The sequence below is a fragment of the Nitrospirillum guaranorum genome (genome assembly GCF_034653275.1).
Classification (GTDB): Bacteria; Pseudomonadota; Alphaproteobacteria; order Azospirillales; family Azospirillaceae; genus Nitrospirillum.
The window spans coordinates 86541-106838 of record NZ_JAYEES010000001.1 but is presented as its reverse complement, the minus strand read 5'-3'; the positions used below and the strand labels follow the sequence as shown (position 1 = coordinate 106838).

Annotated in this window: 16 protein-coding genes; 7 read left to right on the top strand and 9 right to left on the bottom strand. The window is 69.9% G+C overall.

Annotated elements, in window-relative coordinates:
- Positions 1-23: 23 nt before the first annotated feature.
- The 4 genes from UAJ10_RS00315 to UAJ10_RS00300 all read right to left on the bottom strand — a co-directional run bounded on the left by UAJ10_RS00315 (position 24) and on the right by UAJ10_RS00300 (position 4635).
- Entirely contained in the window at positions 24-1637 is a 1614-nt protein-coding gene (locus tag UAJ10_RS00315) for a sensor histidine kinase (protein WP_322913148.1), read from the bottom strand.
- Positions 1634-2386 carry a response regulator transcription factor gene (locus tag UAJ10_RS00310; protein ID WP_322913146.1) on the bottom strand — a complete coding sequence of 251 codons (753 nt, stop codon included), beginning with the start codon at positions 2384-2386 and terminating at the stop codon, positions 1634-1636. The genes UAJ10_RS00315 and UAJ10_RS00310 overlap by 4 nt, the downstream gene beginning before the upstream one ends.
- A gap of 11 nt (positions 2387-2397) precedes the next feature.
- Complete coding sequence (locus UAJ10_RS00305) at positions 2398-3903, bottom strand: DUF4153 domain-containing protein (protein WP_322913144.1); 1506 nt, start codon at positions 3901-3903, stop codon at positions 2398-2400.
- 270 nt (positions 3904-4173) lie between these two features.
- On the bottom strand, positions 4174-4635 hold the full coding sequence (locus UAJ10_RS00300) for a hypothetical protein (RefSeq protein WP_322913142.1): 462 nt from the start codon (positions 4633-4635) through the stop codon (positions 4174-4176).
- A gap of 243 nt (positions 4636-4878) precedes the next feature.
- Here UAJ10_RS00300 and UAJ10_RS00295 point away from each other — a divergent pair, with 243 nt between their 5' ends.
- A complete protein-coding gene (locus UAJ10_RS00295) occupies positions 4879-5739 on the top strand; it encodes a protein-methionine-sulfoxide reductase heme-binding subunit MsrQ (RefSeq protein WP_322913140.1) in 861 nt (286 codons plus the stop codon).
- Between the two features lie 3 nt (positions 5740-5742).
- Here the strand turns inward: UAJ10_RS00295 and UAJ10_RS00290 are convergent, their stop codons facing one another.
- Positions 5743-7326, bottom strand: coding sequence for a hypothetical protein (locus tag UAJ10_RS00290; protein ID WP_322913139.1), 1584 nt, complete (start codon positions 7324-7326; stop codon positions 5743-5745).
- A gap of 270 nt (positions 7327-7596) precedes the next feature.
- Here UAJ10_RS00290 and UAJ10_RS00285 point away from each other — a divergent pair, with 270 nt between their 5' ends.
- Positions 7597-8715 carry an NAD(P)/FAD-dependent oxidoreductase gene (locus tag UAJ10_RS00285; RefSeq protein ID WP_322913138.1) on the top strand — a complete coding sequence of 373 codons (1119 nt, stop codon included), beginning with the start codon at positions 7597-7599 and terminating at the stop codon, positions 8713-8715.
- Between the two features lie 53 nt (positions 8716-8768).
- Here the strand turns inward: UAJ10_RS00285 and UAJ10_RS00280 are convergent, their stop codons facing one another.
- The 3 genes from UAJ10_RS00280 to UAJ10_RS00270 form a co-directional block, all read right to left on the bottom strand.
- A complete protein-coding gene (locus UAJ10_RS00280; RefSeq protein ID WP_322913137.1) occupies positions 8769-9980 on the bottom strand; it encodes an MFS transporter in 1212 nt (403 codons plus the stop codon).
- Positions 9981-10152: 172 nt separating this feature from the next.
- On the bottom strand, positions 10153-10605 hold the full coding sequence (locus UAJ10_RS00275) for a DMT family transporter (protein ID WP_322913135.1): 453 nt from the start codon (positions 10603-10605) through the stop codon (positions 10153-10155).
- Positions 10606-10683: 78 nt separating this feature from the next.
- Positions 10684-11271 carry an AraC family transcriptional regulator gene (locus tag UAJ10_RS00270; protein WP_322913134.1) on the bottom strand — a complete coding sequence of 196 codons (588 nt, stop codon included), beginning with the start codon at positions 11269-11271 and terminating at the stop codon, positions 10684-10686.
- A gap of 277 nt (positions 11272-11548) precedes the next feature.
- Between UAJ10_RS00270 and UAJ10_RS00265 the strand changes: the two genes are divergently transcribed.
- Entirely contained in the window at positions 11549-12670 is a 1122-nt protein-coding gene (locus UAJ10_RS00265) for a D-alanyl-D-alanine carboxypeptidase family protein (protein ID WP_322913133.1), read from the top strand.
- 118 nt (positions 12671-12788) lie between these two features.
- A complete protein-coding gene (locus UAJ10_RS00260) occupies positions 12789-13823 on the top strand; it encodes a YeiH family protein (protein ID WP_322913132.1) in 1035 nt (344 codons plus the stop codon).
- Positions 13824-13878: 55 nt separating this feature from the next.
- On the opposite strand, the gene UAJ10_RS00255 is transcribed toward UAJ10_RS00260, so the two are convergent.
- On the bottom strand, positions 13879-16299 hold the full coding sequence (locus tag UAJ10_RS00255) for an ABC transporter permease (RefSeq protein WP_322913130.1): 2421 nt from the start codon (positions 16297-16299) through the stop codon (positions 13879-13881).
- A 245-nt stretch (positions 16300-16544) separates the two neighbouring features.
- Between UAJ10_RS00255 and UAJ10_RS00250 the strand changes: the two genes are divergently transcribed.
- The 3 genes from UAJ10_RS00250 (at position 16545) to UAJ10_RS00240 (ending at position 20200) form a co-directional block, all read left to right on the top strand.
- A complete protein-coding gene (locus UAJ10_RS00250; protein WP_322913128.1) occupies positions 16545-17435 on the top strand; it encodes a LysR family transcriptional regulator in 891 nt (296 codons plus the stop codon).
- A 419-nt stretch (positions 17436-17854) separates the two neighbouring features.
- Positions 17855-19246 carry a circularly permuted type 2 ATP-grasp protein gene (locus tag UAJ10_RS00245; RefSeq protein ID WP_416235325.1) on the top strand — a complete coding sequence of 464 codons (1392 nt, stop codon included), beginning with the start codon at positions 17855-17857 and terminating at the stop codon, positions 19244-19246.
- Positions 19247-19249: 3 nt separating this feature from the next.
- On the top strand, positions 19250-20200 hold the full coding sequence (locus tag UAJ10_RS00240; protein WP_322913125.1) for an alpha-E domain-containing protein: 951 nt from the start codon (positions 19250-19252) through the stop codon (positions 20198-20200).
- Positions 20201-20298: the final 98 nt, after the last annotated feature.

Sequence of the window (20298 nt, the reverse complement as noted above, 5' to 3'; positions counted from 1 at the left end):
CGCTTGAGGGACGCCTCAAGCCTTCAAACCCGGGGCAGGGTCACCTCGAACACCGCCCCGCCGCCTTCCGGCGCGTCGCCCAGGCGGATGTCGCCGCCGTGGGAGCGCAGCAGGGATTGCACGATGTGCAGGCCCATGCCGGTGCCGCCGCTGTCCCGCCGGGTGGTGAAGAAGGCATCAAACACCCGGTCGCGGTTGGCGGCGGAGATGCCGTGGCCGTTGTCGGTCACGGTGACCACCACCGCCCAGTCGCGGGTGGCGACGGCGATGTCCAGCGCCGTGGCGCCGTGGCGGCCGGCGTTGTCCGCCAGGTGGCTGAACAGGATCATCACGTTCTCCGCCGACATGGCGACGGCGGCGTCCTCGCCGCCGGTGGTCAGCGCCAGTCTCGGGAACTGGGCCGCCAGCTCGGGCCAGACGGCGGACAGGCTGGTGCGGCCGCCGCGTACCGCGTTGTCCGCCTGGGCCAGGTCGCGCAGCCGCTGAACCAGGGCCGTCAGGCGGCGGGTGTCGGCCAGGATGTTGCCCAGGAAGCGCCGGCGCTGTTCGGTGTCCATGGGACCGGCGCCCATCGCCTCCTCCCCCTCCAGGTCGTCGTGCAGCAGCTCGGCCGCCCCCTGGATGCCGGTCAGGGGCGACTTCAGCTCGTGGCTGACATGGGCGGCGAAGGTGGTGATGTAGCGGGAGCGGTCGGACAGGCGCTGGGCCATGTCGTGGAAGCTTTGCGACAGCAGGGCGATTTCCCGGGTGCCGTAGTGCGGGGCCTCGGCCGGCCCCTCGTCCAGGGCGCGGGTGCCCAGTTCCCGCGTCTGGCGCACCAGCTGGTGGATGGGGCGGGTGATGGTGCGGGAAAAGACGAAGGCGATGATCAGGATGACCGCCAGGATGACGCCGCCGGCCAGGGCCACCTTGCGCCGCTCCCCATACAGGTGGCGGAAGATGTTGTTGGGCGTGCGTGAGGCGTAGATGACGCCGGCCACCCGGTCGCCCTCTGGCGTGTGGGCGATGATGGGCAGGGCCACGAACACCCGCACGCCCGTCCCCCGGCTCATGGAGTATAGCGGCGGCGGCTCATGCTGTGACCGGCGGACACGCAGGGCCGCGTGGTATTGGCCGGCCAGGGCGCCCGCCACCTCCGGCACCTCGGCCAGGGACAGGCCCACCTCCTCCGCTCCGGCCAGGATGGTGCCGTTGAAGTCCAGCACGCGCACGCCGGCCAGCGTCTGGTCCTGTGCCCGCCGGGCGATGGCATAGACCTGGGACCCGATGGCCTGTAGCGCGGGATCCACGGCGGCGGTGGCTGGCACGGCCGCCGGCCGGGGGCCCAGCACATCGTCGCCCGTCAGGTCCAGCGCCGGTTCGATGGGGTGGAAGCGTTCCTCCGGCGCCAGGGATGCGACAGGCGTGGGCGACACGGCCGGCGGAGGGTCCTGCCGCTCCACCGCGTCGGCGTAGGCCGCGGCCAGCACGCTGGCCTGGGCGATCAATTCCGCCTCCGTCTGGCGGACCAGCTGGTTCTCATAGAGGCGGAAGAAGAACAGGCCGGCCAGGGGCAAGGCCGCCACCGCCAGCAGCACCGCCACCACGATCATGCCCAGCGACGGACGCCATTTGGCACGGACGCGCAGGGGTGTCACGGCGCCGTGCCCGTGGTGCAGGGGCCCAGGCGGAAGCCCACGCCGTGCACCGTCTCCACCACGTCCTCGCACCCCGCCGCCTGGAACTTGGCGCGGATGTTGCGGACGTGGCTGTCGATGGTGCGGTCGGAGACGTGGATGTTGTCGGGATAGGCCGCGTCCATCAGCTGGTTGCGGCTGAACACCACCGCCGGCCGCCCGGCCAGGGTCTTCACGATCATGAATTCGCGGGCCGTCAGGCCCAGCTCACGGCCCGCCACCGTGGCCCGGTGGCCGGCGCTGTCCAGCACCAGGGCGCCCCTGATTATGGGGGGAGGTGTCAGGGGCGGGGCGTCCTCTTGCGGCGTCGCAACCAGGGCCGCGCCGGGGGATGCGCCTTGGGGGGTGCCGCGCGCGCGGCGCAGGATGACGTTGACGCGGGCCACCAGCTCACGCGGGCTGAAGGGCTTGGTGACGTAGTCGTCGCCGCCCATCTCCAGCCCCAGCACGCGGTCGATCTCCTCATCCCGGGCGGACAGGAACAGGATGGGCACGTCGGAGGCGCGGCGCAAGCGGCGGCAGACCTCCAGCCCGTCCATCTCCGGCATGCCCACGTCCAGCACCACCAGGCTGGGCGGGTTGCGGGTGGCCAGGTCCAGGGCGTCCACGCCGTTGCCCGCCCACTCCGCCGCCATGCCGGCCTTTTCCAGGGCGAAGCACAGGACGTCACGGATGTGGGGATCGTCATCGACGACAAGGATGCGGTGCATGATGCCCATCATTACTGCCCTTCGTGATCGATACCATCTGGATGGGCGGCCAGATAGTCCCGCAAGTTCTGGTCACGCACGGTCCAGCTGCGCCAGTCGGCGTGGCGGGCCAGGAAACGCTCCGCCAACTTGCGCCGGGCGTCCAGGACGGCCTGGCCCGGGCTGTCGGGCAGGACGGTGTAGCGATCCAGCGCCGGGATGGCTTGTGGGCCCAGCCGCGCCAGGTAGGCCCAGTCCAGGTCGGGGCCATTCCCCGCCGCTTGCCGGCTGTGGGTAACGTTGTAGCCGGCGATCAGGGCGGGGATGTTGACCCAAGCGGCGCCGTACAGCAGGGTCGCGGCCGCTACCAGGTTGGCGCCCACCAGCCAGCGGTTGGACCGGCTCAGCGCCATGCGCGCCAGGATCAGCGCCAGGCCCATCGCCACCAGGGCCATCCAAAGGAAGGCGGCGACGCGCAGGCCGGTCAGGGAATAAGCCTCCACATAGGCGGCCAAGCGCAGCATGGCCGACAGCACCAGCAGGATGTTCTGCGCGATCCAGGCGACGATCAGGCGGCGCACGGTGCCGGTCACGCCCGGCCGCTCCAGTGCCACCAGCACGAACAGGGCCGCCAGCAGGGCGGTCAGGACCAGCGGATAGGCGCCCTGGTGGGCGTAAGCGGCGTGCGTGACGCCCTCAGGCGGCTGATGGCCGGTCCACAGGTAATAGAGGTCCAGGGCGGATTGCAGGGCGAACAGGCCGTTGAACAGGGCCAGGGCCCGCACCAGTGTCTGCGGCGACAGCAGCAGGGCCAGCACCGGGTCGTCACTTTTCTCCTTGGCGGCCATCGGTTCCGGTGGCGCGTCGTGCTGACCGGCGCCGATGATGCGCACGAAGGGCCACAACAGGGCCAGGGTCCCCATCCAGAAGACGACGCGGCCGGCGTCGATGTCCCCCAGGAAGGCCAGCGGCAGGCGGCCGGCCCACAGGCCCAGCACCGGGTTGGCGGTGGCGAACAGCAGGCAGAAGATCAGCCCCAGGCCCAGGGGCAGGACCCAGCGGGCGATGGTGGCGGCAACGGCCTGCCGTGATGTCCGACCCGACCACCAGAGCCATGCCGCCATGCCGTCCCGCGCCAGGCGCCAGGGGCCCAGGCCCAGCATGGCGCCCAGCGATCGCGCCCGGTCTTCCAGACGGGGGGGCCAGCGGCCGGTCAGATGCAGCAGGCTGGCCGCCACGGTTGGGAAGGTCAGCAGCAGCGACAGGGGTGTGACGGCGTTGATCAGAAGCGCCAGCACGGCCGCCAGGGCCGCCCCTGCCGTGACCCGTCTTTTGATCCCCTCCGCCGGCGGGTTCAGCAGCAGCGATCCGGCGCATAGCGGCACCAGGAAGGCGGGCAGGGCGATGCCCAGCGGCGCGTCGTAGAACAGGGCGGTGGCCAGGGTCGCCAGGCCGGCCAGGAGGATGCCGGCGGGCAAGCCGGGGGCGCCGCCGCCCGGCGTCGCGCCGGCGGTCGTGTCAGGGGTGGTGTCGGTCATGGGGCCGGGCTCTTCCTGGGCTTGAAGGGCAGGATGACAGCCGTCGGGCCTTTTCCGTTCGGACGCGCCACCAGCCACCAGCCGTCGCGCAGGACGCCAACGGGAAGCTGGGCCGGTGGCACGGTGGCGGAGTGTGGGCTCGGGGGTGGGGTTCCGGCGGGTGTCATGCCGCCGTTATGCGACGCGACCGTGCAGCCCTGCGGGCGCCGGTCAGCAGATATTCAGCGTCTTTTGTGCAGATTTTGTGCAGGCGGCCGTCGGGCCCCCGCCTTACTTCGCCTTGATGGTCACCGTCAGGGTGTCGGTGTAGTTGCCGGCGATGGTCTTGGCGTTGGCGGCGATGGTCACGGCCAGGGCGGCGGTCTTGGCGAAGGTGGCCTTGGACCGGGTGACCGAGACGCTGCCGCTGCCGTTGCCGTTGGCGCCGTCATAGATGGTGGTGAAGCCGACGGTGTTCTTGCCCGACTGCAGCTTGCCATTGTTGGCGGAGTTGACCGTGATGGTGTAGCCCTTGGCATCGTTGCAGTTTTCCACCACGCTGCCCACCTGGCGCTTGGTCTCCCCACCCACCACATCGAGGGCGACGCCCAGGTCGGTGACGTCCACGGTGCAGGCGGTGGAGACGCTGGCCTTCAAGGCGATGGTGTTCTTCGTACTGGCGGCGCGGGCCGGCGCGGTGGCGACGATCCAGGCCAGGCAGCCCAGGATCAGGGCCGTCAACAGGCGGGTCATGAGAAGTCCTCGGTTCCGATGGGCTTGCAGCCCTTTTGGGACTGGTCAACGCAAGGACCGGGCCAGATGCGGCGGATAGCCGCGCGCGGTACGGTAAATAAGGAATTAACTTGGGGTGGCGCGTCGGCCCCATCCCCCTGAAAAGGCGAAGATAATGCGTTATGCAACAAAAATGCCCGGCGCTGTTGCCATCAGTTTTGCAAACAGTATTGCATATCGCATTGACGTCATGGGGGGCCGCGCATGAACTGGCGCCTGTGGCAGGATCGGGCCGGCCGCTATTCCTGGCTGATGACCCTGGTGCTGGCGGGCTTGTGCCTGCCCATGGTCCTCATCGCCTATGACGCGGTCATGGGGCAGCTGGGCCCCCGGCCCTACAACGCCTTCATCCATGAGGTGGGCGTGTGGACCTTCCGCTTCCTGCTGCTGTCGCTGCTGGTGACCCCGCTGGCGCGCATCGCCCGCTGGCCGGCGCTGATGACCGTGCGGCGGCGCATCGGCGTGGCCGCCTGCCTTTACGCCTTGGTCCACCTGGGCGGCTACGCGGCCGACCAGTCGCTGGACCTTTTGCACATCGCGTCCGAGATCGCGCGCCGTGTCTACCTCACCATCGGATTCGTGGCGCTGTTGGGCCTGGTGGCGCTGGGCGTCACGTCCACCGACGGCATGATCAAGCGGCTGGGCGGGCCGCGGTGGCGCCGGCTGCACGCCCTGGTCTACCCCATCGCCATCCTGGGCCTGGTCCACTACTTCCTGCAGGAAAAGGCCGACGTGACGGTACCCACCCTGATGGCCGGGTGGCTGGCCTGGCTGCTGGCCTACCGTCTGCTGAACCGCCTGCTGCCCGACGGGCAGGCGCGCTCGGTTCCTGTGCTGCTGGGGCTCAGCGTCATGGCGGCCCTGGGCACGGCCGGGGCGGAGGCGCTGGGCTTCTGGGCGGTGCGCCACCTGCCGCCGGATCTGGTGCTGGAGGCCAACCTCAGCTTCGACTGGGACGCGGGTATCCGCCCCGCCTGGTACGTCCTGGCCGGCGGCTTGGGCCTGACCCTGGCCTCCGTGGTGGGCGACCTGAAGCAGCGGGCGCGCCGGCTGGCGCGGGCGTAGGCCTCAGCCTTTCAGCCCGCGCCCCTCGGCCAGGGTGACGAAGTTCACCAGGTTGGCGTCACGCCAGTGCTTGGTCCGGCGCAGCTCGTTCTGCGCCTTGACCAGCAGGGTGCTGATCAAGGCCATCTCGGCGCCGGTCATGGGCGTGGCGTCGCGCAGGCGGTCGGTGGCCGTCTGCACCAGCCCCTGGTCCAGCAGGGTCATGCTCTCGCGCAAATCGGCGCCCACGGCCTGCGACAGCTCCGCCGCGCGCACGGCCTGGCCCAGCCGCTCCCGGCTGTCGCCCGCCTCGGTGCGGGAGAAGGCGGCGCGGTAGGCGTCCGTCAGATCCTCCACCAGCCGGTCGCGGAAGTCGCTGTAGCGGGTGCCCCAGTGCAGGCTGCGGGTCAGGGTGTTGCGCCAGCGCATGGTATAGCCCAGCGCCCAGGCCAGCGCGGCATGGTCCAGCGCCATACGACCCTTGGCATGGGCCGTGACCGAGACGCGCATGGACAGGTAAGGGTACAGCGCGCCCTCCACCTTCTTGATCATGGTGTCCAGGTTGCCGTGGGCCAGGCTGGCCTCGCGCCCGTCGCGCAGCAGGTCGAATTCGTCGAACAGGGTCAGCAGGTCGTCCAGGTAGACCAGCTCCCGCTCCAGCAGCTCCCGCCGTTCCGAGGCGACGACCAGGGGGCGGCGGGCCACCTCGCCGGCGCCGGCCAGGGCGCCCAGCTCATCGGCCAGCACCTGGCAGGTGCGGGCCAGGTGGCGCACCAGGGCCGACAGCAGCACCGGCTGCCAGTCGGTGGGGCCCTGCACCAAATAGCCGCTCATCTGCCGGTAGGCGCGGTGGCGGTTCAACAGCACCAGGGGCATCAGCAGGGTCAGCTGGTTGGCCTGGGCCGCCGGCACGCCCGGCGCCTGGAAGGACAGCACGGCGTCGGCCCCGTCGGCCCCGCCATTGTCGTCATCGCCATTCAGGCCCATGACCAGGCGGGAATAGGGACCGCCGTTCTCCAGCAGCATGTACAGCAGCGACAGGTCGGCCAGCATCAGGGGGCGGGGCACGACCCCCAGGTTCTTGCGTGTCGCCTCCGTCCGGCGCCAGGCGTTCATCGCCTCCAGCAAATCCTTGGTGGCCGCCTTGTCCTGCAGGGTCTGCGACAGCCGCGCGGCGGCGGCCACGCGCAATTCCTCGCGCAGGGCCAGGGCCTTGGGCGTCCGCAGCACCATGAACAGCGGCTGTTCCTGGGCCAGCGCCGACAGGGTCTCATCCACCGAGCGGCTCAGCGGCGCCAGCGGCTTGGCGGCCAGGGCGGACCACAGGCCGCCCACGTCCAGCGGGTGGATGCTGCCGGGGCAGTGGAACTCCTCCCGCAGCAGCCAAGGGTCGCTGGTCAGGAAGGGTTCGAACAGCTGGGTGAACTGGCGCCGGGCGTGGGCCTGGCGCTGGGCGTTCAGTTTTTGGATCAGGGCGCGGCGCACCATCGCCCGGCTCTGGTCCGGGCTGGAGTCGACCTCTTCGAACAGTTTGCGCGCGGCCTCGGGCGACAGCCGGTCCACCAGGTCGGTCAGCGTGCGGGCGCGATCCTCTTCCGCCGGGGTCATGCCCTGCCCCGAAGGCCGCTGTGGCAAGCCGTCCTCAACCCCATCCTTGCAACCCCATAGCCCATGCGCCGACGGCATCCATTATGGCCTGCGGATATTTCCGGCAGGTAAACGAACATCCCCAAGGTAATACGCTGCGGCCCCTTGGCCGACAATTATCTTAAAGGTTTGACCCTGCCAAAAGGTTTGGGGCGCCGTTTATGCCTGCGGCATTGCGCGACGCGGCGCCGTCCGGGCAGATTTGACCCGAGGATAGGACGGGAGCAAGGCATGGCCGGCGCGGACACGGATTTCGACGCGATCGTTGTGGGGGCGGGGGCGGTGGGTCTGGCCTGCGGTCGCGCCCTGGCCCTGCGCGGCCTGACCGTCGCGGTGCTGGAGGCGGAGGACGCCATTGGCCAGGGCGTGTCGTCCCGCAATTCCGAGGTGGCGCACGGCGGCCTCTACTACCCCACCGGTTCCTTGCGGGCGCGGTTCTGCGTGGCGGGCCGGCGGATGCTGTATCCCTTCCTGGAGGCCCACGGCGTCACTTACGACAAGTGCGGCAAGCTGGTGGTGGCGACGGAGGAGGCGGAGGTGCCCCGGCTGGAGGGCATCCTGCACCAGGCCCAGATCAACGGCGTGGAAGGCATGCGCTGGTTGAGCGCGGCCGAGGTGCACGCGCTGGAGCCGGACCTGCGCGCCGTGGCCGCCCTGATCTCGCCGGAGAGCGGCATCTTCGACAGCCATGGCTACATGGTGGCGCTGCGGGGGGAGATCGAAGGGCGGGACGGCGCGGTGGTCACCGGCACGCCGGTGCTGGGCGCCACGCCCCTGGAGGGCGGCGGCTACGCCGTGCGCACCGGCGGGCGCGATCCCACCACCGTCACCACACGTCTGCTGGTGACCGCACCGGGCCTGTCGGCCCAGGATGTGGCGGCCGGCATTGAGGGCTTCCCGGCCGACCTGATCCCCCGGGCGCACTACGGCAAGGGCAGCTATTTCGCCCTCAACGGCCGGGCGCCGTTCAAGCGCCTGGTCTATCCGCCGCCCATACCCGGCGCCCTGGGCGTGCACTACCGCCGCGACCTGGGCGGGCAGGCGCGCTTCGGCCCCGACCTGGAATATGTCGAGGCGCCGGACCATCGCGTGGACCCCAGCCGCGCCGATGGCTTCTACCGCTACATCCGCCGCTTTTGGCCGGGCCTGCCCGACGGCGCCCTGGTGCCGGACTATGCCGGCGTGCGGCCCAAGATCCATGGTCCCGGGGAGGCGCAGCCCGACTTCCGCCTGGATGGGCAGGCGGTGCACGGCCTGCCGGGCCTGGTGGCCCTGTTCGGCATCGAAAGCCCGGGGCTGACCTCCTCGCTCGCCATCGGCGAGGCGGTGGCCGACCTGCTGGGGGCATGAGAAAGGGGCGACCCGGATGGGCCGCCCCTTGCCCGTGACGGAGGATCGGGCCCTCAGCGCGCCCCGGGCGCGGTTGCCCCCTGGGCGCGGTTGCCCATAAGGGCGAGACCGCCCAGCGCCAGCACGGCGGCGATGCCGCTGGCGATGGCCAGGCCCAGGAAAGCGCTGAAGATGTCGCCGAAGCGATGAGACAGGGTGGTGACGACGAAGGCGCTCAGGAACTGCCCGACAAAGAAGGACGCCTGCCACAGACCGGTGGCCCGGCCGCGGATCTCGAACGCCAGGCCGCGCAGGGCCCAGGTCAGCAGGGTGGGCAGGATTAGGCCGCAGCCGAACTGGGCCAGCGCCACGGAGGCCAGCAGCCATCCATGGCCGGTCGCCAGCGCCATGCCGCCGAAGCCCGCGCCGCAGAGGGCGAACGCCACCAGCAACAGCAGGGCCACCGGCAGGCCGGACAGGCGTTGGAAGGCGATGGTGCCCACCGGCACGGCCAGGCTGGCCGCCGCCGTCATTCCGCCGATGGTGGCGGGATCGGTGACGCCCCGACCGGTCAACGCCAGGGACAGGTCCACCTGCACCGTATAGAACAGGACGGCGGCGAAGGTGGTGATGGCGCAGATGCCGCCCAGGCGACCCCATGGGAAGGCCACCTTCCGGTGCGCCTCGGGATGCTGGAGGACGTCCGCCGTCTCCTCCGGCTCCCAGGTGAAGAAGTGGATGCCGGCCAGCAGCAGCAGGCTGCTGGCATACACGGCGAAGGGTGCCCGCCAGCTGATGCTGCCCAGCGCGCCGCCGATGACGAACAGCGCCACGGCGGAGATGGAGGCGACGGCGGTTTGCAGCGCCAGCCATTTCTCCCGCTGTTGCCCCTTGAAGTAGTCGCCGATCAAGGTGGTGGTCAGGGTCATGACCGCGGCCTCCGTCACCCCCACCACCACGCGGCTGGCCAGGATGGCCCGGAAATCATCAAGGACCAGCGGGGCCACGCCGCAGACGGCGTACAGCAGCATGGACAGCATCAGCAGCCGGCGGCGGCCAAAGCGGTCGGCCAGCCAACCGGCGGGGGCGGAGAACAGGGCCACGCACAGCGCCGGTGTCGTCAGGATCATGGGCACCCAGTAATCGGCCTGGGGCATGTCCTTGAAATGCGCCAGCATTTGCGGCAACACCGGCGCCAACACGACGACGCCCATGACCGACATCGTGCTGGGCAGCAGCAGCGCCAGGCCCTGCGGCAGGCCGGCCGTCCGACTTTTGGAAGCCACGTCACACCCTCCCTGGGGACGGGCGCGGGCGCCGGTCCGTTATCCTCCTGCCATGTCGGGGCGGGCTTTTCCCGCCGGCCTCCGAACCATGGCGTCCCTAAACTAGAGGGTAGGGGACCGTGCGGTAAAATCGGGGTTTCCGATATCATGCATCGGCGGCACCGGCAGGTCGCTATCGGCGCACCAGGACGACGCCCAGGATCAGCAGCGCCGCGCCCAGCAGCCGGGCGGCGCCGGCGGGATGTGGGGTCACGCCTAGCGCGCCGACATGGTCGATGACCAGGCCGCACAGCATCTGCCCCACCACGATCAGGGCCAGGACGGTGGCGGCGCCCAAGCGCGGGATCATCAGGATGGCGGTGGCGATGAAGGCCGCGCCGAACAGGCCGCCGGCCCAGGCCGGCCAGGGCGTGGCGCCCAGCGTCGCCGCCGTCGGCCGGGGTCCCGGCATCGTCAGCGCCAGCAGCAGCATGGCCGCCATCCCCACCAGATAGCTGGTGAAGCCCGCCCACCAGGGCGATCCCAGCGCCATGCGCAGGTTGGCGTTCAGGACCTGCTGCACGGCCAGGCTGACGCCGGCGGCGACCACCAGCAGGCAGGGGAGCACGGTGGCGAGGGATGGCATGGGGCGCGGCTTTCCAAAGGGTGACGGTGGCACCACGGATAACGGTGTGTCGCGCCGCGCTATAGAACGGGTGTGACCTCAGCCGGCGCGATAGCGTCCCGGCGTGACGCCGAAGGTGCCGCGGAAACAGCGGCCCAGATGGCTTTGGTCGGCGAAGCCCGTGTCCGCCGCCACGGCGGCGATGGCCTCGCCCTGACGCAGCAGGGCGCGGGCGGCGTTCAGCCGGTCCAGCAGGCGGAACCGCTGCGGCGCCAGGCCGTGCAGCCGCTTGAAGCGGCGGGAATACCCCTCCCGGCTCAGGCCCGCCAGCGCCGCCGCCCGGGTCACGGTTTCCCATCCCGTGTCGATGCCGGCCGCCGCCCGTGCCGTGCCCGGTGGCAGGTAGAGGTTGGTGCAGACCACCCTGGCCGGGCTGGGCAGGGAAAGGTGGGGCACGCCGGCGGGGATGCGCACCGCCTGGCCCGCCGCCACCTCGACCGGGACGCCCGCGATGACGAAGCGGCGCACGCCGAGGTGGACCATGGTCACCTGATCCTCTTCATGGAAATGGACGGGCAGGGCCACGTCGCGCCCGCGCACCGTTCCCAGCTCGACGGCCGCGCCATCCCCGGGGCGCCAGTAGCGCCAGGGCCCGTCGGGGGTTTCCGATAAAGGGGGTGGAGGCATGGCGGCGGCGGCCTGTTGAGGGGCGGGCCCGCCATGGTACCGCCAATCGCAGGGATCGGGAGGGCTGTTTCGATGGCCCGCGCGGCCTGGTGCCGCAGATTGATTCCGCTATCGACGGCGCCACCCCCGCCGGGTGATTCACCCTTTATCTTGTTGCGTCATCTTTACCCCACCCAATACCTGGACAGAATCCGCTGAATCTTCTACCCCTAGGGACAGTATTCCATTCCCTAGGGGCGAGAGGAGCGGCACGGTGGGTTTCAAGGGGGCGATTGGGGTGGCGCGGCGTGTCCTGGGCCGGCTGGGGGCTGTCGTCGCGGCGCTGGGGGCGGTCGCCGTCGGCTTGGGGGCGGCCCATCCGGCGCAGGCGGGTTACGCCTCCCTGGTGGTCGACGGTGGCACGGGCGAGGTGCTGAACGCCGTGAACCCGGATGAGCAGAACCATCCGGCGTCGCTGACCAAGATGATGACGCTCTACCTCACCTTCGAGGCCATCCACCAAGGGCGCCTGCATTGGGAGGATGAGTTGCCGGTGTCGCGCAACGCCGCCAACAAGGAACCGACCAAGCTGGGGCTGGAGGTCGGGCAGACGGTCAGCGTCAAGGACTGCGTCCTGGGCATGATCGTCATTTCCGCCAACGACGGCGCCACCGTGGTGGGCGAGGCCCTGGCCGGCGGCAGCGAACAGGTGTTCGCCCGCATGATGACGGACAAGGCCCACCAGTTGGGCATGACCAACACCGTGTTCCGCAACGCCTCCGGCCTGCCTGATCGCGAGCAGGTGACGACGGCGCGCGACATGTCGCGCCTGGCCATGGCGCTGCATCGCGACTTCCCGCAGGATTATCACTACTTCGCCACGCGCGAGTTCGATTTCGAGGGTCGCCACCTGACCGGCCATAACCGCCTCATGTACCGCTACCCCGGCATGGACGGCATGAAGACCGGCTTCACCAACGCCTCCGGTTCCAACCTGGTGTCCTCGGCCGTGCATGATGGGCGCCGCCTGTTCGGCGTGGTGTTCGGCGGCAGCAGCGCCAAGACCCGCGACACGCTGATGGAAACCCTGCTGGACAACGCCTTCGCCAACCGCGACACCGACCCCAAGCTGGTGGCGCTGGCCGCCGGCCGCCCCCTGACGCGGGTGGCCCGCGCCCGCGGCACCGGCCGCGTCGTCCACGCCGGCCGGGCCCGCACCGTGCACGTGGCCGTGGCCCCGGTGCAGCGGCGCGGCCATGCCGCCGCCACGCGCCAGCGTGTGGCCTCGGGCCACGCCGGCCGGCATGGGACGGCCCACGCGGCATCCAAGGGCCATGCCCACGCCAAGGCGGTGACGGTGGCGGGCAAGGCCGCCAAGGGCAAGGCGCACGGGCACCATCATAAGGTTGCCGCCGACTAATCTAAAAGTCAGATTGATATCAACAGAACAATCTGTTGGATGGTTTTGTGTGAAATAGCGATGTTTGGGGGCGCGATCCAGTGGGGTCGCGCCCCTTTCGCATCAAGGCACCGCCATCATGGTCCACACCGCCCATACCGCCGCCGCACCCGCCGTCCGCTGGCCCACGCTGGCCTCCGCCACCCGCTTGGTCCCGGGCCTGGTCTACTGCCTCATCCCGGCGGCGGCTGGCCTTGCCCTGCACCGCGTGCCGGCCCTGGGATTGTTCAGCCCCATGATCCTGGCCGTGGTGGTGGGCATCGTGCTGCGCAGCGCGATTGGCCTTCCCACGGTGACGCAGGCGGGGGTGACCTTCGTGCTGAAGCGCCTGTTGCGCATCGCCGTGGCCATGCTGGGCCTGCAGTTGACGGCGGCCCAGGTGGCGGCGGTGGGCCCCACCGGCGTCGCCATCATCGCCGTCAGCCTGGTGGCCACCTTCGTCTTCACCAAGACGGTGGGCCGCTGGCTGGGCGTGCCCGCGCCGCTGGCGGAACTGATCGCCGCCGGCACCTCGATCTGTGGCGCCTCGGCCGTGGTCGCGGCCAACACCGTCACCCAGGCGGATGATGAGGACGCGGCCTACGCCGTCGCCTGCGTCACCGTCTTCGGCAGCATCGCCATGCTCGGCTATCCGGCCCTGGGCGCCGCCCTGCATCTCGCACCGAGGGCTGTCGGCCTGTGGGCCGGCGCCTCGATCCATGAGATCGCCCAGGTGGTGGCCGCCGCCTTCCAGTCGGGCCAGCAGGCTGGGGAATTCGGCACGGTGGCCAAGCTGACCCGCGTGGCCATGCTGGCCCCCCTGGTCCTGTCGCTGGGCGCCCTGCGCCGCCGGCGGGAAGGCACAGGCGGCAAGCCCATGCCCATGCCGTGGTTCATCCTGGGCTTCGTGGCGCTGGTCGCCCTGAACAGCCTGCACGCCGTTCCCGCCGTGGTGAAGGACTGGGCCCCCGGCGTCACCACCAGCCTGCTGACCCTGGCCCTGGCCGCCATGGGCCTGCACACCCACGTCGGCCGCATGGCCGCCAAGGGCATCGCCCCCCTGGCCCTGGGCGCCCTGGCCAGCCTGTTCATCGCCGGCCTCAGCCTGGTGCTGATCGTGACGGTGTGGGCGTGACGCCGCTAACGGACCATTGAGGGGAAGGGCCCGCCGGCGCTGTCGGCGGGCCTTTTCATTCATACCGTAGCGCCAGCACCGGCCGGGCGCGGGCGACCAGGATGGTCTGGCCGGCCACGGTGGCGGCGGCGATGGCCAGGGCCAGGGCGGTGGGGCCGACGAAGGTCCAGGGGCCGATGTCCACGTGATAGGCGAAGCCCGCCAGCCAGCGGTGCAGGAACAGATAGGCCGGCAGCCAGGCCAGCGCGCTGGCCAGCAGCACCGGCTTGGCGAATTGCCACAGCAGCAGGCGCAGGATGTCGGCCAGCGAGGCGCCGTAGACCTTGCGCACCCCGATCTCCTTGGTCCGCCGCTCCGCCGTCACGGCCGACAGGCCGTAGATGCCGGCGCAGGCCATGCCCAGGTTGATCAGGCTGAACAGGGTGATCATCTGCGTCTCATGCCGGATCAGGCTGGTCAGCGAGTTCAGGTGATCGTCGAAGAAATAACGGTCGCTGGGCGTCAGCTCCCCCACGCGGCGCCACAGGGCGTCGATGGCGGCCAGCGTGCGGGCGCGGTCGCCCGGCGCCAGCTTCACGTACATCAGCTCATACCCGCCGGGATCGCTGACGAAGAAGGTGGGGGCGATCTTGTCCTGTAACGACCCCATGGGGAAGTCGGGCACCACCGCTGCCACCTGCACGTCGCCGTCCACGCCTGGCAGGTGCAGCGTCTGGCCGATGGCGTCCTCCGGCAGGTCGTTGCCCAGGGCCCGCGCGGCCGTCTCGTTGATCACCACCTTGTGGCGCACGGTGCTGGGCCGCTTCGGGTCCGGCAGTTGCCCGGCCAGGGCGGGCAGGTGGAAAACGGGCAGGAAGCCGGGGTCGGCCGCCACGCGGTTCAGGCGGACGGCGTGGCCGTCGTTCAGCGTGGCCGTCACCAGGGGGCGACTGCGCTCCAGGCTTTCCATGCCGGTGCAGCCCACGCCCTTCACCCCGTCGATATGCTGCAGGCCGACGCGAATTGATTCCGGGCAGTTGGCGTCCAGGATCAGGATGTCGGCGGTGTCATAGGACACGCGGTCGCGCGTCAGCAGCTGTTGCTGGCGATAGGTGACCGAAGCCCCCACCAGCAGCATGACCAGCAGCATGAACTGCCCCATCATCAGAATCTGCCGCACCCGGGCCGTCCGGTCCACCACCGGGGCCGCCGTGCCCGGGCCGCTGCCCTTCAGGATGGCCACCGGCCGGTGCGCCGCCAGCACCAGGGCGGGGTAGAACCCGGCCAGCAGCGTGACGCCCGCGCCCAGGCCGGCGACGATGGCCCCCACCTCGGGCGAGGCGGCGTCCAGCGACAGCCGCGCGTCCAGGAAGCGGTTGACCGGGGGGATGGCCAGTTCCGTCAGTGACAGGGCGATGACCATGGCGATGCCCACCAGGATCAGCGTTTCCAGCATGAATTGGGTGACCAGGTCGCGCCGCCGCGCGCCGCCCATCTTGCGCACCCCCACCTCCACGGCGCGGCGGGTGGCCCTCGCCGTGGCCATGTTGATGAAGTTGATGCAGGGGATCAGCAGGGTCAGCAGGGCGATGCCGCCGATCATATACATGCGGTTCAGCCGGTCGGGGTTCAGGCCGGCGTGCAGCTGCAGGCCGGTCATGGGCACCAGCTGCGGCGACTGTCCGCCCGCATGCCCCGCCCCCCAATGCCGGGCCGCCAGCCCGTCCAGCGTCGCTTGCGCCGCCGCCGGGTCGGCGCCATCGCGCAGGCGGACATAGGTGTAGACGTCGCCCGTCGTCCGCGCCGCCGCCGGGTCGCTGTCGCCGCCATCGGTCCGTGGCCCATTGACACGGGACTGGGGCGCGCTGAAGGGCGAATAGGGCGAGGCGGAGGACGCCAGGATCATCACCTCCCGCATATGGCTGCGGAAGGGCAGGTCCTTCAGCACGGCGCGCACGCGCAGCGTGGTGCGCTCATCCAGCTCGATGCGCTTGCCCAGGGGGGATTCCGGTCCGAACAGCTTGCGCGCCATGGTCTGCGTCAGGGCCACCGCCCCCGGGTCGGCCAGGCTTTCCTTCAGGTCGCCCTCCACCGCCGGCAGGTGCATGATGTCGGCGAAGGAGGGGTCGACCCAGGTGACGAACTCACGGAAGGCGGCGTTTCCCCGCCGGATCTTGCGGGCGTCGTCCAGCAGGCGGGCGGCGGCGTCCACTTCCGGCGCCTCCGCCACCAGCGTGGCGGCCAGGTCGGGCGGGGTGCGCCATCGCACCAGGGGGCCGGCGTCCTGGTCCTCGTCCACCGGCGCCAGGATACTGTCCACCAGGTACAGCTGGGCATGGTCGGGCAGGAAGGTATCGTAGGCCATCTGGTCGCGGATCAGCAGGGCCATCAACAGGCTGGCCGTCAGCCCGACCACCAGCCCCGCCAGGCTGATGACGATATCGGCCTTCACCTGCCGCAAGGACCGGACGGCCTGGCTTGCCGCGATGTACAGCATGGTCGCTTCCCTGTTCCCCACCCCGTTTTCGGGATCGCCGCGCCCGCAAGCAAAGGGCGGACCACCGCTCAAGCCCTTGGTATTTCTTGATTCAACGGGCTTTGGGCGCTGTTCGGAACCGCGCCTTGTCCGTTTCCGGACAGCCAGGTTGCCCGCTTCCGGACAATGATGCCGTGCCGCCCGCGCCTGCGCTAGAGTGGCGGCGACGCCGCCGCTGGGGCGGTACCTGACAACGGGCCTATCCCTTGACCCTGGAACAGTTGCGCATCTTCGTGGCGGTGGCGGAGCGCCAGCATGTGACCCAGGCTGCGCGGGCCCTGAACCTGGCGCAGTCGGCCGCCAGCGCCGCCGTCGCGGCGCTGGAGGATCGCTACCAGACGGCCCTGTTCAACCGCGTGGGCCGCGGCATCACGCTGACGGAGGCCGGCCGCCTGTTCCTGGCGGAGGCCAAGGCCGTGCTGGCCCGGGCCGACATGGCCGAACGGGCGCTGGCCGAACTGTCGGGGCTGCAGCGCGGGCAATTGCGGGTGCAGGCCAGCCAGACCATCGCCAGCTATTGGCTGCCGCGCCACTTGGTGGCCTTCCGCGACCGGCACCCGGGCGTGGAGCTGGACCTCACCATCGGCAACACCGCCCAGGTCGCGGCCGCCGTGCTGGAGGGCAGGGCCGACCTGGGCTTCGTCGAGGGGGCGGTGGACAGCCCCGACCTGTCCGCCCACCAGGTGGCGCTGGACCAGCTGGTGGTGGTGGTCGCCCCCCATCATCCCTGGGCCTTCCGCGAGACGGTGGCGCCGGCCGACCTGCACGAGACGCCCTGGATCATGCGGGAACAGGGTTCGGGCACCCGCTCCGCCTTCCTGGCGGCGCTGGCGGACTTGGGTGTGGATACGGCCCGGTTGCGCATCGCGCTGGAACTGCCCTCGAACGAGGCGGTGCGGGCGGCGGTGGAGGCGGGCGGCGGCGCGGCGGCGCTGTCGGCCTCCGTCGCCAGCGGCAGCATCGAGGTGGGGCTGCTGTACCCCGTGCCGCTGGCCTTGGCCCCGCGCGCCTTCACTTTGGTGCGCCATCCCGATCGCGGGCTAAGCCGCGCGGCTAGCGCTTTTCTAGACGAAATGGGCCGCCGGGACTTGGCTTAAGCGATAGAAGCCGCCCGTTGAAACCCTGTTCACTCAAATGAACTTCTTTTGACTGTCCTGGCCGGGTCTTGACCTGACGCAGGGCCTGTTCGATTGAAGGCGGACAAGGATAAGCGCGCCTTTTGGTTGCCACGGCGGCCGGCGCGCGGTTGAGGAGGAAACCCATGATCATATCGCCGCAACGGCCCGCATCGGGCGCCTGCCAGAGGCCATGAGAGCGTCTGCACAATTTATGGGCGATGAACGGCGGGCCGTTGCCTGCGCATTGGGCGCCCATGCTTTTGCGTCCTTGGCGGAACGCATATTTCCTGGGCAGTTCCTAGGCTAGGCCGAGTTGGCGTGGCTCTTGCTCAACCAATCAGTCGGGCCTACCGATGGGGAAGGGGTTTATGGCGAAAACAGACGGTCCATTCAATGAAATGGGCATGTCGGATCAGGTGCGCGGCCCGTATGCGGACATCGAACGATGGCTGCGCGAGATGCCGTCCGACAAACTGGAACTGAAGCGCCGCGAGGCGGAAACGCTGTTCCGGCGTGTGGGCATCACCTTCGCGGTGTACACGGAAGGCGGGGATCCGGAACGGCTGATCCCCTTCGACATCATTCCCCGCGTGCTGGCGCGGTCCGAATGGGACAGGCTGTCGCTGGGCCTGCAGCAGCGGGTGAAGGCGCTGAACGCCTTCCTGGCCGATGTCTATGGCGAACGCCACATCCTGCGCGCGGGCAAGGTGCCGGAACGCATGGTGCTGGGGAATGAAAGCTTCCGGCCCGAAATGCAGGGCTTCCTGCCCCCGGCCGGCGCTTACACCCATGTGGCCGGCATCGATATCGTCCGCCTGGATCCGGACAATTTCTATGTGTTGGAAGACAATTGCCGCACGCCGTCCGGCGTCTCCTACATGCTGGAGAACCGCGAGGCGATGCTCCGGTTGCTGCCCGACCTTTGCGGCATGCACAAGCTCGCGCCCGTCTCCCACTACCCGGAAGACTTGCTGGACACGCTGAAGTCGGTGGCGCCGCCGGCCTGCCGTGACGCGCCCACCGTGGCGGTGCTGACGCCCGGGTCCTACAACAGCGCCTATTATGAACACTCGTTCCTGGCCGATGAGATGGGCGTGGAACTGGTGGAGGGCGGCGACCTTTTCGTGGACGAGGGCTTCGTCTACATGCGCACCACCCAGGGACCGAAGCGGGTGGACGTGCTGTACCGCCGCATCGACGACGATTACCTGGACCCGCTGACCTTCCGCCCCGACAGCGCGCTGGGCGTGCCGGGCCTGTTCGCGGCCTACCGCGCCGGCCGGGTCACCCTGGCCAACGCCGTCGGCACCGGCATCGCGGACGATAAGGCGATCTATCCTTTCGTTCCCGAAATGATCCGCTTCTACCTTGGGGAAGAGCCCATCCTGTTGAACGTCCCGACCTATCTTTGCGAACGGGACGACGACCGCAAGTACGTGCTGGAGCACCTGCACGAACTGGTGGTGAAGGAGACGCGCGGGTCGGGCGGCTACGGCATGCTGATCGGGCCGCAGTCCACCGCCGCCGACCGGGCGGTGTTCGCCGACCGCATCAAGGCGCGGCCGGCCGACTACATCGCCCAGCCGACGCTGGCGCTGTCCACTTGCCCGACCTTCGTCGAGCAGGGCATCGCCCCCCGCCATGTCGACCTGCGGCCCTTCGTGCTGAACGGGCGGGAAATCCGGGTGGTGCCCGGCGGCCTCACCCGCGTGGCCCTGCGCGAGGGTTCCCTGGTGGTGAATTCCAGCCAGGGCGGCGGCACCAAAGACACCTGGGTACTGGAGCGCTGACGAATGCTGAGCCGTACCGCAGACGGACTGTTCTGGCTGGCCCGCTATATGGAGCGGGCGGCCAGCGTCGCGCGCCTGGTGCAGGTGGGCAACCGCATGTCCAACATGTCGCTGTCCCTGGACAATCCGGGCAATGAATGGCGTTCCACCCTGATCGCCACAGGCACGGAGCCGGGCTACCTTGCCAAGCATGGCGAGGTGGTACCCTCCCTGGTGCTGGATTACCTGGTGCTGGACCCGGAAAACCCGTCCAGCATCGTGTCCTGCATCGAGACCGCCCGCCGCAACGGCCGGGCGGTGCGCACCGCCCTGACCGTGGACACATGGGAGGCGCTGAACGAGACCTGGCAGCAGACCCGGGCCCTGAAGGCCGACCGCCTGGCGGCGGACAGCCTGCCCGGCCTGATGGACTGGGTGGTCCAGCGGTCCCTGCTGTTCTGCGGCAGCTACGCCAACACCATGCTGCGCAACGACGGCTACCTGTTCACCCATCTGGGCACGCTGCTGGAACGGGCGGACAACACCGCCCGCATCCTGGACGTCAAGTATCACGTCCTGCTGCCCGACCATGAGGGCGTGGGCGGGGTGCTGGATTATTATCAGTGGCAGAGCATCCTGCGGGCCGTCTCCGCCCTGCGCAGCTATCACTGGGTCTATCATGACCGGCTGAAGCCCTGGCTGATCGCCGAGCTGCTGATCCTGCGGCCGGAAATGCCCCGGTCCCTGGTGGCCTGCCTGGCCCATGTGGTGGATCTGCTGGAGGCCCTGGCCGTGCGTTATGGCGGCCAGCGGGGCGAGTGCCACCGCCTGGCGGGCGAAATCCACGCCCGGCTGCGCTACGGCCGGGTGGAGGACATCTTCCAGTTCGGTCTGCATGAGTACGTGACGCAGTTCATTGATGACATGCTGCGCCTGGGCCAGGAGATCAGCGGCTTCTACCTCAACGTCCGCTGAGCCGCCGCGAGGGGATCCGGACCCGGGTTCTCCCTGGGGCCGGATCCATTCGTTGCGTTTCCGGTCCGTCGCCAATACTTAACGTGCGCACCCCCTGG

Coding starts and splice junctions, on each gene's coding strand:
- UAJ10_RS00285 (WP_322913138.1), top strand. CDS start 7,597: ATGGCCGGCGCGGACACGGATTTCGACGCGATCGTTGTGGGGGCGGGG.
- UAJ10_RS00275 (WP_322913135.1), bottom strand. CDS start 10,605: ATGCCATCCCTCGCCACCGTGCTCCCCTGCCTGCTGGTGGTCGCCGCC.
- UAJ10_RS00255 (WP_322913130.1), bottom strand. CDS start 16,299: ATGCTGTACATCGCGGCAAGCCAGGCCGTCCGGTCCTTGCGGCAGGTG.
- UAJ10_RS00305 (WP_322913144.1), bottom strand. CDS start 3,903: ATGACCGACACCACCCCTGACACGACCGCCGGCGCGACGCCGGGCGGC.
- UAJ10_RS00290 (WP_322913139.1), bottom strand. CDS start 7,326: ATGACCCCGGCGGAAGAGGATCGCGCCCGCACGCTGACCGACCTGGTG.
- UAJ10_RS00260 (WP_322913132.1), top strand. CDS start 12,789: ATGGTCCACACCGCCCATACCGCCGCCGCACCCGCCGTCCGCTGGCCC.
- UAJ10_RS00270 (WP_322913134.1), bottom strand. CDS start 11,271: ATGCCTCCACCCCCTTTATCGGAAACCCCCGACGGGCCCTGGCGCTAC.
- UAJ10_RS00310 (WP_322913146.1), bottom strand. CDS start 2,386: ATGCACCGCATCCTTGTCGTCGATGACGATCCCCACATCCGTGACGTC.
- UAJ10_RS00240 (WP_322913125.1), top strand. CDS start 19,250: ATGCTGAGCCGTACCGCAGACGGACTGTTCTGGCTGGCCCGCTATATG.
- UAJ10_RS00300 (WP_322913142.1), bottom strand. CDS start 4,635: ATGACCCGCCTGTTGACGGCCCTGATCCTGGGCTGCCTGGCCTGGATC.
- UAJ10_RS00295 (WP_322913140.1), top strand. CDS start 4,879: ATGAACTGGCGCCTGTGGCAGGATCGGGCCGGCCGCTATTCCTGGCTG.
- UAJ10_RS00245 (WP_416235325.1), top strand. CDS start 17,855: ATGGGCATGTCGGATCAGGTGCGCGGCCCGTATGCGGACATCGAACGA.